9 protein-coding genes are annotated in these 12,072 nt (G+C 71.0%); all 9 read right to left on the bottom strand.

The features are described 5' to 3' along the window. Positions 1–5: 5 nt before the first annotated feature. Positions 6–920, bottom strand: coding sequence for a phosphoglycerate mutase (locus ACFO3Q_RS05435; protein ID WP_377003614.1), 915 nt, complete (start codon positions 918–920; stop codon positions 6–8). A 14-nt stretch (positions 921–934) separates the two neighbouring features. Beyond that, positions 935–1,417, bottom strand: a complete 483-nt coding sequence (gene greA, locus ACFO3Q_RS05430; protein WP_377003613.1) for a transcription elongation factor GreA — start codon at positions 1,415–1,417, stop codon at positions 935–937. Further along, entirely contained in the window at positions 1,414–4,641 is a 3,228-nt protein-coding gene (carB, locus tag ACFO3Q_RS05425; RefSeq protein ID WP_377003612.1) for a carbamoyl-phosphate synthase large subunit, read from the bottom strand. Before carB ends, greA begins: the two co-directional genes overlap by 4 nt. Position 4,642: 1 nt before the next feature. Next, entirely contained in the window at positions 4,643–5,767 is a 1,125-nt protein-coding gene (gene carA / locus ACFO3Q_RS05420) for a glutamine-hydrolyzing carbamoyl-phosphate synthase small subunit (RefSeq protein WP_377003611.1), read from the bottom strand. Between the two features lie 369 nt (positions 5,768–6,136). Then, positions 6,137–6,865 (bottom strand): 4-hydroxy-tetrahydrodipicolinate reductase, encoded by a 729-nt coding sequence (dapB, locus tag ACFO3Q_RS05415; protein WP_377003610.1) that lies wholly within the window; start codon positions 6,863–6,865, stop codon positions 6,137–6,139. Between the two features lie 65 nt (positions 6,866–6,930). Beyond that, a complete protein-coding gene (dnaJ, locus tag ACFO3Q_RS05410; RefSeq protein WP_377003609.1) occupies positions 6,931–8,052 on the bottom strand; it encodes a molecular chaperone DnaJ in 1,122 nt (373 codons plus the stop codon). Positions 8,053–8,202: 150 nt separating this feature from the next. Continuing rightward, positions 8,203–10,134 (bottom strand): molecular chaperone DnaK, encoded by a 1,932-nt coding sequence (gene dnaK, locus ACFO3Q_RS05405; protein ID WP_377003608.1) that lies wholly within the window; start codon positions 10,132–10,134, stop codon positions 8,203–8,205. A 168-nt stretch (positions 10,135–10,302) separates the two neighbouring features. Continuing rightward, on the bottom strand, positions 10,303–10,854 hold the full coding sequence (grpE, locus tag ACFO3Q_RS05400; RefSeq protein WP_377003607.1) for a nucleotide exchange factor GrpE: 552 nt from the start codon (positions 10,852–10,854) through the stop codon (positions 10,303–10,305). Between the two features lie 86 nt (positions 10,855–10,940). Then, complete coding sequence (hrcA, locus tag ACFO3Q_RS05395) at positions 10,941–11,993, bottom strand: heat-inducible transcriptional repressor HrcA (RefSeq protein ID WP_377003606.1); 1,053 nt, start codon at positions 11,991–11,993, stop codon at positions 10,941–10,943. Between the last annotated feature and the right edge of the window lie 79 nt (positions 11,994–12,072).

Below are 12,072 nucleotides of genomic sequence, written 5' to 3'. Positions count from 1 at the left end.
TGGTCTCAGGACGCGAACGCGGCGGGCCGCCGGCGCCACAGCCGCCAGCGCTGGCCGCGGCGCAGCGTCCAGCGCTGGCCGTCGGCGAGGTCGAGCACGAGCGTGTCGAGGTCCCCTGCATCGAGGGCGGCGAACGCCGGCGCCAGCCAGTCGCGTTCGAGCTCGCCCGCGTCGCGCACGCCGCGCAGGTCCAGCAGCGCGTCGCCGGCATCCGCCGCATCGTCCAGGCGCAGGCCGGCCGCGGCCGCCAGCGCGCGCAGTTCGGCATCGCCGCTGCGCACGTGCCCGGCCTGGCTGCGCACCGCGTCGGGCAGCACGCCGCCGCCCCAGAACCACAGCGCGTTGATCGCCGGCAGGCCGCGCTGGGCGCGCGCGGCGTTGAGCGGATGGTTGTGCAGCACGATCTGCGCCTCGTTCATCAGGGCGCGCCAGCGGCGCCCCTCAGGGCCTTCGGGCAGATGGTCGAGCAGTTCGTCGCCCAGCGCCGCATCCGGCTCCGAGAACGCCGGCAGCGGCGTCCCGGGCGGCAGCATCAGGTACCAGCGGTCGGGATGCGGCGCGGAGATCGGGCATCCCGCATCGCCGAACAGCGGCTTCAGCGGACGCAGCAGGTCCTCCACCTCGGCCGGCGCCAGGCCGAAGCCGCCGCAGGCGAGCAGGCGTCCGCCGTTGATCTCGACCCGCACGTGCGCCGGATCGGCGCGCAGCCAGACCTGCCCCCCCGCGTCGCCCGCGTCCTGCTGCCGCGTGAGCGCGGCCATCGGCCAGCCCCGCGGGAGCAGCTCGAAGTGGCGTTCGAGCTGCGCACGGAAGCCCTCGCGCCCGGCCGGGCCGCGGTCGGCCCGGGCCAGGCGCAGGCCCGCGTCGCGCCCGAGGGCGCCGCCGAGCCGGGCGGCCGGCGGAAGCAGCAGGGTCAGCATCGCGCGCGCGGCGCTCAGGTGTCGTAGCGGACGTCCACCAGCTCGAACTCGCGCTGCCCGCCGGGCGCGTCGAGCACGACCGTGTCCCCCGCCTCCTTGCCGATCAGCGCACGCGCCAGCGGCGACGAGATGGAGATGCGGTTCTGCTTGATGTCGGCCTCGAGGTCGCCCACCACCTGGTAGGTCTTCTCCTCGTCGGTCTCCACGTCGGCCAGCACCACGGTGGCGCCGAACACGACCTTGCCGCCCGGGTTGAGCTTGGCGGGATCGATGATCTCGGCGTGCGACAGGTCGCCCTCGAGCTGCTTGATGCGCCCCTCGATGAAGCCCTGCTGCTCGCGGGCCGCGTGGTACTCCGCGTTCTCCTTGAGGTCGCCGTGCTCGCGGGCTTCGGCGATGGCGGCGATGACGGCCGGGCGCTTCACCCGGGTCAGCTCGTCGAGTTCGGCGCGCAGGCGCGCGGCGCCTGCGGCGGTCAGCGGGATGCGTGTGGTCATCCGTGCAACTCCTTGTGCAGTTCCTGCAGCGAGGCGACCTCGCCCTCGCCGCGATGATCGAGCGACTGGACCAGCGCGCGCGCGCCGGCGATCGTCGTGGAATAGGTCACCCGGTGCTGCAGCGCCTCGCGACGGATCGAGAACGAGTCGGAGATGGCCTGCCGCCCCTCGGTCGTATTGACGATGTACACGATCTCGCCGTTCTTGATCAGGTCCACGATGTGCGGGCGGCCCTCGACCACCTTGTTCACGACCTCGCAGGCCACGCCCTGCTCGCGCAGGTAGGCGGCGGTGCCGGTGGTCGCCACGAGCTGGTAGCCGCGGCGGACCATCTCCTGCGCCACCGGCAGCAGGCGCGCCTTGTCGGGGTCGCGCACCGAGACGAAGGCCTTGCCGACCTGCGGCGCGCGGATGCTGGCCGCCTCCTGCGCACGCGCGAAGGCCTGCGCGAAGCCGCGGCCCACGCCCATGACCTCGCCGGTGGAGCGCATCTCCGGGCCGAGGATGGGATCGACGTTCTGGAACTTGGCGAACGGGAAGATCGCCTCCTTCACCGAGTGGTAGCCCGGCACGATCTCCTCGGTCGCACCCTGTTCGGCGAGCGTCTGCCCGACCATGCAGCGCGCGGCGATCTTGGCCAGCGGGCGGCCGATCGCCTTGGACACGAACGGCACCGTGCGCGAGGCGCGCGGGTTCACCTCGAGGATGAAGATCGTCTCGTCCTGGATCGCGAACTGGGTGTTCATCAGCCCGACGACGTTCAGGCCCTTGGCGAGCTGGGCCACCTGCTCGCGCAGCCGGTCCTGGATGCCCTTGGACAGCGAGTACGGCGGCAGCGAGCACGAGGAGTCGCCGGAATGCACGCCGGCCTCCTCGATGTGCTCCATGATGCCGCCGATCAGGACCTTGCCGTCCTTGTCCGCGATGATGTCCACGTCCACCTCGACCGCGTTGTCGAGGAAGCGGTCGAGCAGCACCGGCGAGTCGTTCGACACCTTCACCGCATCGCGCACGTAGCGGGCGAGGTCCGCGTCGGAATAGACGATCTCCATCGCACGGCCGCCGAGCACGTAGCTCGGACGCACCACCAGCGGGTAGCCGATCTCGCGGGCGAGCACCAGGGCCTCCTCGGCGGTGCGCGCGGTGCGGTTCGGCGGCTGCTCCAGGCCGAGCTTCTCGACCAGCTGCTGGAAGCGCTCGCGGTCCTCGGCGAGGTCGATGGAGTCCGGCGAGGTGCCGACGATGGGCACGCCCGCGGCCTCCAGCGCGCGCGCCAGCTTCAGCGGGGTCTGCCCGCCGTACTGCACGATCACGCCCTCGGGCTTCTCCAGCGCGACGATCTCGAGCACGTCCTCGAGCGTCAGCGGCTCGAAGTACAGGCGGTCGGAGGTGTCGTAGTCGGTGGAGACCGTCTCCGGGTTGCAGTTGACCATGATGGTCTCGTAGCCGTCCTCGCGGAGCGCGAGCGCGGCATGGACGCAGCAGTAGTCGAACTCGATGCCCTGGCCGATGCGGTTGGGGCCGCCGCCGAGCACCATGATCTTGCGGCGGTCGGACGGGTTGGCCTCGCACTCCTCCTCGTAGGTCGAGTAGAGGTAGGCGGTGTCGGTGGCGAACTCGGCGGCGCAGGAATCCACGCGCTTGTACACCGGCTGCACCTTGAAGGCGTGGCGCAGCGCGCGCACCGCGGCCTCGTCGGTGCCGACGAGCTGGGCGAGGCGCGCGTCCGAGAAGCCCTTGCGCTTGAGCGTGCGCAGCCGCCGCGCGTCGAGCGCGGCCAGGCCGTCCGCGGCCACCGCCTGCTCCAGATGCACGATCTCCTCGATCTGGTCGAGGAACCACGGGTCGACGAAGGACAGCGCGTACACCTCCTCGACGCTCATGCCGGCGCGGAAGGCGTCGGCCAGGTGGAAGATGCGCTCGGCGCCCGGCTCCTTGAGCTCGCGCCGGAGGGTGGCGATGCCCTCCTCCGTGCCCAGATCGATGCCGGTGGGGTCGAAGCCGACCTTGCCGGTCTCCAGGCCGCGCAGGGCCTTCTGCACCGACTCCTGGAAGCTGCGGCCGATCGCCATGACCTCGCCGACCGACTTCATCTGCGTGGTGAGGCGGGCGTCGGCCTGCGGGAACTTCTCGAAGGCGAAGCGCGGGATCTTGGTGACGACGTAGTCGATCGACGGCTCGAACGAGGCCGGGGTCAGGCCGCCGGTGATCTCGTTCTTCAGCTCGTCCAGCGTGTAGCCCACCGCGAGCTTGGCGGCGACCTTGGCGATCGGGAAGCCGGTGGCCTTGGAGGCCAGCGCCGAGGAGCGCGAGACGCGCGGGTTCATCTCGATCACGACCACGCGGCCGTTCTTCGGATTGATGCCGAACTGCACGTTCGAGCCGCCGGTGTCGACGCCGATCTTGCGCAGCACGGCGATCGAGGCGTCGCGCAGGCGCTGGTACTCCTTGTCGGTCAGGGTCTGCGCCGGCGCCACCGTGATCGAGTCGCCGGTGTGCACGCCCATGGCGTCGAGGTTCTCGATCGAGCAGACGATGATGCAGTTGTCCGCGGTGTCGCGGACCACCTCCATCTCGAACTCCTTCCAGCCCAGCACCGACTCCTCGACCAGCACCTCGTGCACCGGCGACAGCTCCAGGCCGCGCTTGACGATCTCCTCGAACTCCTCGCGGTTGTAGGCGATGCCGCCGCCCGAGCCGCCGAGGGTGAAGCTCGGGCGGATGATGGTCGGGAAGCCGACCTTGGCCTGGATCTCGACCGCCTGCTCGAAGGTCTTGGCGACCTCGGCCTTCGGGCACTCCAGGCCGATCTCGCCCATCGCCACGCGGAACAGCTCGCGGTCCTCGGCGGTGCGGATGGCCTCGCGCGACGCGCCGATCAGCTTGACGCCGTACTTCTCGAGCACGCCGTTGTCGGCGAGGTCGAGGGCGCAGTTGAGCGCGGTCTGGCCGCCCATGGTCGGCAGCAGCGCGTCGGGCTTCTCCTTGGCGATGATCTTCTCGACCGTCCGCCAGTTGATCGGCTCGATGTAGACGGCGTCGGCCGTCTCCGGGTCGGTCATGATCGTGGCGGGGTTCGAGTTGACCAGCACCACGCGGAAGCCGTCGGCCTTGAGCGCCTTGCAGGCCTGCGCCCCGGAGTAGTCGAACTCGCAGGCCTGGCCGATGACGATCGGGCCGGCGCCGATGACGAGGATGGTCTGGATGTCAGTGCGACGCGGCATCTCAGCGGGCCTCCATCATCGAAACGAACGTGTCGAACATGCCGGCCACGTCCTGCGGGCCCGGGCTGGCCTCGGGGTGGCCCTGGAAGCCGAAGGCGGGTGCGTCGGTCAAGGCGATGCCCTGGTTGGTGTTGTCGAACAGCGAGCGGTGGGTGACGCGGACGTTGGGCGGCAGCGTCGTCTCGTCCACCGCGAAGCCGTGGTTCTGGCTGGTGATCATCACGCGGCCGGTGTCGAGGTCGATCACCGGGTGGTTCGCGCCGTGGTGGCCGTGCTTCATCTTGACCGTCCGCGCGCCGGCGGCGAGCGCCAGCAGCTGGTGGCCGAGGCAGATGCCGAAGGTCGGGACCTTCGCCGCGAGCACCTCGCGGATGGCCGCGATGGCGTAATCGCACGGCGCCGGATCGCCGGGGCCGTTGGCCAGGAAGATGCCGTCCGGCTGCAGCGCCAGCGCTTCGGACGCGGGGGTCTGCGGCGGCAGCACGGTGATGCGGCAGCCACGCTCGGCGAGCATGCGCAGGATGTTGGTCTTGACGCCGTAGTCGAAGGCGACGACGTGGAAGCGGCCCTCGCTCTGCGCGAAGGTGCCGGTGTCCATGTCGAGGCGACCCTCGGTCCAGGTGTAGCGCTCGCGCACGCCGACCTCCTTCGCGAGGTCCATGCCCTTCAGGCCGGGGAACTTGCGCGCCGCCTCCACGGCGGCGTCGGCATCGATGCCCTCGCCCGCCACCAGGCAGCCGTTCTGCGCGCCGGTCGAGCGCAGCAGGCGGGTGAGCCGGCGGGTGTCGATGTCGGCGATGGCGACGGTGTCGTTCTTCCGCAGCCACTCGGGCAGCGACAGCTGGCTGCGCCAGTTCGAGGGCCGGCGCGGCACGTCCCGGCAGATCAGGCCGGAGGCCCAGACCCGGGACGACTCGTTGTCCTGGTCGGTGCAGCCGGTGTTGCCGATGTGCGGATAGGTCAGCGTGACCAACTGCCGCGCGTAGGAGGGATCGGTCAGGATTTCCTGGTAGCCGGTCATGGCGGTGTTGAACACCACCTCGCCGACACGGCTGCCGGCTGCGCCGACGGAGACGCCCTCGAATACGCTGCCGTCTTCGAGTGCGAGGATTGCGGGTTGGGTCACTTGGGGTCTCGCCAGGCTGGGCCTCGCCGCGCTGCCTTTGGATGCGCGAAAACCCGCGGATGCGGCGTCAGGAACCGATCCGGGCGGGTCGAGGTAGGGGGTTACGGCGAGCCGGAATTCTAGCGGGCGCGGGGGCTTCACGCCAGCGGCATGACGACCGGATGACATCGCCCCGCGGCCGCCGTTCACGACCTTCAGGCAAGGAGCGAGAATCAGGAGCGGGAAAGGCTGGGCGACCGCCCTGGTTCCCTGGGCGCTTCGCGTTCACCCCAAGGCAGAATCCTGCCTGGCGGAGAAGGAGCAGGCCGCGCAAACGCGGCACAGGCGTCCTCGCTTCTCACTCCTCTCCACGCACGCCGCGGACCGGGCTCAGTCGAGCCCGGGGAACATGAGGTCCGCGAAGCGGTACTGGCCCGGCGGCTGCTGGGCGAGCCGGGCGGCCGCCTCGATCGCGCCGCGGGCGAAGATGTCGCGGTTGGTGGCGCGGTGGACCAGCTCGATGCGCTCGCCCGCGGTGGCGAACTGCACGGTGTGCTCGCCGACGATGTCGCCGGCGCGCAGGCTCGCGTAGGCCGGCTCCCGCCCGCGCCCCTGCTCCACCGCCGCGCCCAGCGCCAGTGCGGTGCCGGAGGGCGCGTCCTTCTTGTGTACGTGGTGAGCCTCGACGATGTCGCAGTCCCAGCCCGGCACCGCCGCGGCGGCACGACGCGCCAGTGCGGCCATGACGGCGACGCCCAGGCTGAAGTTCGCCGCCCACAGTGCGGGGATGTCGAGCGCCGCGGCGTCCAGCGCCGCGCACTGCGCCGGCGCGAGGCCGGTGGTGCCGCTCACCAGCGCCGAGCGGCGTTCGTGGCAGACGTGGAGGATGGCGTCGAACGCCTCGGGCAGGCTGAAGTCGATCGCGAGATCGAACTCGGGCGCGGCGTCGAGCCGGTCGGGCGCCAGCACCTCGACCCCGTCCGGCGCCTGCACCGGGCTGCGCGCCACCAGCGCCACCAGCGCGAAGCGGCCGTCGCCGTGCAGCAGGCGCACGATGGATTGGCCCATGCGCCCGCTGGCGCCGTGGATGAGAAGTCGGATCGGGCTGTCGTCGCGCATCGCGGAAGGCTAGCCGCCGCTCCGCGAACCGACAAGCGAAACCGGGCGTGGCGCCCGGTGCCGCATCAGGAGGTCATGCGTTCCCAGAAGGACTTCACGCCGTCCAGGAAGGTGCTCGACTTCGGCGAGTGCCGGCGCGCGTGCTCGCCCTCGAAGGTCGCCTCGAACTCCTCGAGCAGGCGCCGCTGCTCTGCGGTGAGGTTGACGGGCGTCTCCACCACCACGCGGCACATCAGGTCGCCGGGGGCGGCGCTGCGCACGGACTTCACGCCCTTGCCGCGCAGGCGGAACATCTTCCCGGTCTGCGTCTCGGCGGGCAGGCGGATCTCCGCCGCACCGGTCAGCGTCGGCACCTCGATCACCGCGCCCAGGGCCGCCTGCGAGAAGCGGATCGGCACCTCGCAGTAGAGGTCGTCGCCGTCGCGCTGGAAGATCGGGTGCTCGCGCACCCGCATCTCCACGTAGAGGTCGCCGTTGGCGGCGCCGGGCGGCCCGGCCTCGCCCTCGCCCTGCAGGCGGATGCGGTCGCCGGTGTCCACGCCCGGCGGGATCCTGACCTGCAGGGTCTTGTCCTCCTCGACCCGGCCGTTGCCGTGGCAGCGGCGGCAGGGATTCTTGATGACCTTGCCGCGGCCGCCGCAGGTCGGGCACGGCTGCTGCACCGAGAAGATCCCGCGCTGCAGGCGCACCTGGCCCATGCCGCTGCAGGTGCCGCAGGTCTCGACCGCGCCGTCCTCCGAGCCGGAGCCGCCGCAGCTCCTGCAGCCGACCAGGCTCGGCACCACGATCTCGCGCTCGACGCCCGCGACCGCTTCCTCCAGGTCGATGTCGAGCACGTAGCGCAGGTCGGCGCCGCGCGCCGGACCGCGGCTGCCGCGACCGCCGCCGAAGATGCTGCCGAAGATGTCGCCGAAGATGTCGCCCACGTCGCCGTAGGCGGCACCGCCGCCGCCCATGCCGTGCTCGAAGGCCGCGTGGCCGTGCTGGTCGTAGGCGCGCCGCCGGCCGGCGTCGGAGAGCACCTCGTAGGCCTCCTTCGCCTCCTTGAAGGCCGCTTCCGCCTCGGCGTTGCCCGGATTGCGGTCCGGGTGGTGCTTCATCGCCAGGCGGCGGTAGGCCTTCTTGAGCTCGTCGTCGGAGGCGGTGCGGCTGACGCCCAGCACCTCGTAGTAGTCGCGCTTGGTCATGGTGCGGGACTCGGGGTCCGGGACCCGGAGCCAGAAGCCTCCGGCGGCAGGATGTGCATGGCTTCGATACCTACTGTTGGCTGCAGAACATGGACCGGAGACCGGAAGCCTCCGCTACCGGTCCCACGGCCGCTTCCCCGTGTCCTGCGCTCAGGACTTCTTGTCGTCGCCCTTGACCTCGGTGAACTCGGCGTCCACCACGTCGTCGGCCACGCCGCCCTGGTTCGGGCCGCTGGCGGCATCGCCGCTGGTGCCGGTCTGCGCGGAAGCGGCGGCCGCCGCGTACAGCGACTGCGCGGCCTCCTCGAGCGCCTTGGACTTGGCCTCGATCTGCGCCTTGTCGTCGCCCTTCATGGCGCTCTCGAGCTCGGACAGCGCGGCCTCGGCGCGGGCGATCACCTCGCCGCCCACCTTCTCGCCGTGCTCGGCGATGGCGGTGCGCGTGGAGTGGATCAGGGCGTCGGCGCCGTTGCGCGCGGCGACCAGCTCCTGGAACTTCTTGTCCTCCTCGCGGTGCGCCTCGGCGTCGGCGACCATGCGCTGAATCTCCTCTTCGGAGAGACCCGAGCCGGCCTTGATCTCGACCTTCTGCTCCTTGCCGGTCTTCTTGTCCTTGGCCGACACGTGCAGGATGCCGTTGGCGTCGATGTCGAAGGACACCTCGACCTGCGGCATGCCGCGCGGCGCCGGGTCGATGCCCGACAGGTCGAACTTGGCCAGCGACTTGTTGAAGCGGGCCTGCTCGCGCTCGCCCTGCAGCACGTGCACCGTCACAGCGGACTGGTTGTCCTCGGCGGTCGAGAACACCTGCGAGGCCTTGGTCGGGATGGTCGTGTTCTTCTCGATGATCTTGGTGAACACGCCGCCCAGGGTCTCGATGCCCAGGGACAGCGGGGTCACGTCGAGCAGCAGCACGTCCTTGACGTCGCCGGCCAGCACGCCGCCCTGCACCGCGGCGCCGATGGCGACCGCCTCGTCCGGGTTGACGTCCTTGCGCGGCTCCTTGCCGAAGAACTCAGCCACCGCCGCCTGCACCTTCGGCATGCGGGTCTGGCCGCCGACCAGGATGACCTCGTCGATGTCCGAGGCGCGCAGCCCGGCGTCCTTGAGCGCGATGCGGCAGGGCTCGATGGTGCGGCGGACCAGCTCGTCCACCAGCGCTTCGAGCTTGGCGCGGGTCAGCTTGATGTTGAGGTGCTTGGGGCCCGAGGCGTCGGCGGTGACGTACGGCAGGTTGACCTCGGTCTGCTGCGACGAGGACAGCTCGATCTTGGCGCGCTCGGCCGCGTCCTTCAGGCGCTGCAGGGCCAGCGGATCCTTGCGCAGGTCGATGCCCTGGTCCTTCTGGAACTCGTCCACCAGGTAGTCGATGACGCGCTTGTCGAAGTCCTCGCCGCCGAGGAAGGTGTCGCCGTTGGTGGCCAGCACCTCGAACTGCTTCTCGCCGTCGACCTCGGCGATCTCGATGATCGACACGTCGAAGGTGCCGCCGCCGAGGTCGTAGACCGCGACCTTGCGGTCGCCGCCCTTCTTGTCGAGGCCGTAGGCCAGCGCGGCCGCGGTGGGCTCGTTGATGATGCGCTTGACCTCGAGGCCCGCGATCTTGCCGGCGTCCTTGGTCGCCTGGCGCTGCGAGTCGTTGAAGTAGGCCGGGACGGTGATGACGGCCTCGGTGACCTTCTCTCCCAGGTAGTCCTCGGCGGTCTTCTTCATCTTCTCCAGCACGCGCGCGGAGATCTCCTGCGCGGCCATCTTCTTGCCCTCGGCCGACTGCACCCAGGCGTCGCCGTTGTCGTGCTTGACGATGGCGTACGGGACCAGGCCGATGTCCTTCTGGACCTCGGCGTCCTCGAACTTGCGGCCGATCAGGCGCTTGACGGCGTAGAAGGTGTTCTTCGGGTTGGTGACCGCCTGGCGCTTGGCCGAGGCGCCGGCCAGCACCTCGCCGTCCTTGGTGAAGGCGATGATGGACGGCGTGGTGCGGTCGCCCTCGCTGTTCTCGATGACCTTGGCCTTGCCGCCCTCCATGACCGCGACGCACGAATTGGTCGTGCCCAGGTCGATGCCGATGATCTTGCCCATGTGAGTGCTCCCTCGAAGTGCATGGACGGCACGCAGGCCGTCGCCGAATACCGGATGTCTTTGAAAAGCTGGGCGACCGCGGCCGCCTGTTCTGCCCCCGGATCTGGGGGCCGCCTTCACGGGTTCAAGCGCCGGAGCGCCCTGCCGCGGGCGCTGCCGCGCGCCGGTTCAGTCGCCGTCGCGCGCCACCAGCACCAGCGCCGGGCGCAGCAGGCGCGTGTTGAGCACGTAGCCCTTCTGCGCGACCTGCACCACCGTGTTGGGCGCATGCCCGGCGGGGTCCACCACGCCGATCGCCTGGTGGTGCTCCGGATCGAACGGCTGGCCGGCGGGATCGACCACGCTCAGGCCGTGCTCGCCGGTGACCTTCTGCAACTGGCGCAGGGTCAGCTCCAGGCCGTCGCGCACGGGGCCCGCCTCCGGCACCGCTGCGAGTCCCGCCTCGAGGCTGTCGAAGACCGGCAGCAGCTCGGCGAGCAGGCGCTCGTTGGCGAACCGGCGCGCCTGCTCCAGATCGCGGCTCATGCGGCGGCGCTGGTTCTCCAGCTCGGCGCGCTCGCGCAGGCCGTCCTCGCGCAGCCGCGCGATCTCCTCGCGCGCGGCGGCCAGGCCCGCGGCGGCATCCTCCGCCAGACCGGCCTGCTCGGCGGCGTTCTCCTGGTCCTTGGGGATATCGTCGTAGGGCGTGCGTGCGCCCTGCTCGTTCTCGGGATGCTGCATTCGGTGCGTCCTGTAGGCCGTGTCTGTGTCGCGGCACGGCATGTCGCCGCGCCCCGGAGCGCCACATGCGGACGCAACGGTGCGTTTCAAGCCCCGGCGGCGCGCCCGGGCTGGATCGCGGCGCCGAGGACGTCCGCCGTCGCCTGCACGATGGGGATGACCCGCTCGTAGGCCATGCGCGTGGGCCCGATCACGCCCAGCACGCCGAGCACCTGGCCCTCGGCCGCGTAGGGTGCGGTCACCACCGTGCAGCCGCCGAGGGACGGCAGGCCGGCCTCCTCGCCGATGAAGACGCGCACGCCCTGCGCCTTCTGGGTGCGCTCCAGCAGCTGGAGGATCTCGCGCTTGCTGGAGAAGGCCTCGAACAGCTCGCGCAGCCGGTCGAGGTCGGACAGGTCCTGCAGGCCCATCAGCCGGGTCTGTCCCGCCACGAGCATGTCCTCGTCGTCCCCGCTCAGGGCGTGCTCGGAGAGCTCGACCGCGGCCGAGAGCGTCCGCTCCATCGCCGAACGGGTCTCCCGCAGCTCGCGCAGCAGCTGGGCGCGGATCTCCGCCAGCGTGCGCCCGGCGAAGTGCGCGTTGAGGTAGTTGGCCGCCTGCTCGAGCTCGTCGCGGCCGTAGGGCCTGCGCGTCTCGAACAGCCGGTTCTGCACCTCGTTGTCGGTGAACACCAGGATGGCGAGGACGCGGTTGCCGTCCACCGGCACGAAGTCGATGTGGCGGAACGCGAACTGCGCGCGCCGCGGCACCGTGACCACGCCCACGAAGCGGCTCATGGCCGAGAGCATGTCCGAGACGTTGCCGAGCAGGGCCTGGGTGCCCGCGCCGGCCGGCAGATTTGCGCGCATCCGCGCGATCTCGCCCTCGCCCAGCGGCTTCACCTGCAGCAGGCTGTCGACGAAGACGCGGTAGCCCTGCACGGTGGGAACGCGCCCCGCCGAGGTGTGCGGCGCCTGCACCAGCCCCATCTCGTCCAGGTCGCTCATGATGTTGCGGATGGTCGCGGGACTCACGTCCAGGCCCGAGGACTCGGCGAGCGTGCGCGAGCCCACGGGCTGGCCGTCGCGCACGTACTGGGCGATCAGGGTCCGCAGCAGGTGGCGTGCGCGGGAATCGAGCTGGCGGCTGGAGCGGGTCATCGCGCGGCGGGCACGGCTACCTGGGACGTCGCGCATACATAAGGGCCCCGCCGCGGCGGCGCAAGCCGTCGCAGTCCAC

The sequence above is a fragment of the Coralloluteibacterium thermophilum genome (assembly GCF_042654365.1).
In the GTDB taxonomy this organism is placed as follows: Bacteria; Pseudomonadota; Gammaproteobacteria; order Xanthomonadales; family Xanthomonadaceae; genus Coralloluteibacterium; species Coralloluteibacterium thermophilum.
The sequence above is the reverse complement of the archived record's forward strand: the minus strand, read 5'-3'. Positions and strand labels throughout refer to the sequence as shown.

What these genes read in the sequence shown, in the direction of transcription:
- ACFO3Q_RS05435 (WP_377003614.1), bottom strand. Translation starts at nt 920, where the DNA reads ATGCTGACCCTGCTGCTTCCGCCGGCCGCCCGGCTCGGCGGCGCCCTC.
- greA (WP_377003613.1), bottom strand. Translation starts at nt 1,417, where the DNA reads ATGACCACACGCATCCCGCTGACCGCCGCAGGCGCCGCGCGCCTGCGC.
- carB (WP_377003612.1), bottom strand. Translation starts at nt 4,641, where the DNA reads ATGCCGCGTCGCACTGACATCCAGACCATCCTCGTCATCGGCGCCGGC.
- dapB (WP_377003610.1), bottom strand. Translation starts at nt 6,865, where the DNA reads ATGCGCGACGACAGCCCGATCCGACTTCTCATCCACGGCGCCAGCGGG.
- dnaJ (WP_377003609.1), bottom strand. Translation starts at nt 8,052, where the DNA reads ATGACCAAGCGCGACTACTACGAGGTGCTGGGCGTCAGCCGCACCGCC.
- dnaK (WP_377003608.1), bottom strand. Translation starts at nt 10,134, where the DNA reads ATGGGCAAGATCATCGGCATCGACCTGGGCACGACCAATTCGTGCGTC.
- grpE (WP_377003607.1), bottom strand. Translation starts at nt 10,854, where the DNA reads ATGCAGCATCCCGAGAACGAGCAGGGCGCACGCACGCCCTACGACGAT.
- hrcA (WP_377003606.1), bottom strand. Translation starts at nt 11,993, where the DNA reads ATGACCCGCTCCAGCCGCCAGCTCGATTCCCGCGCACGCCACCTGCTG.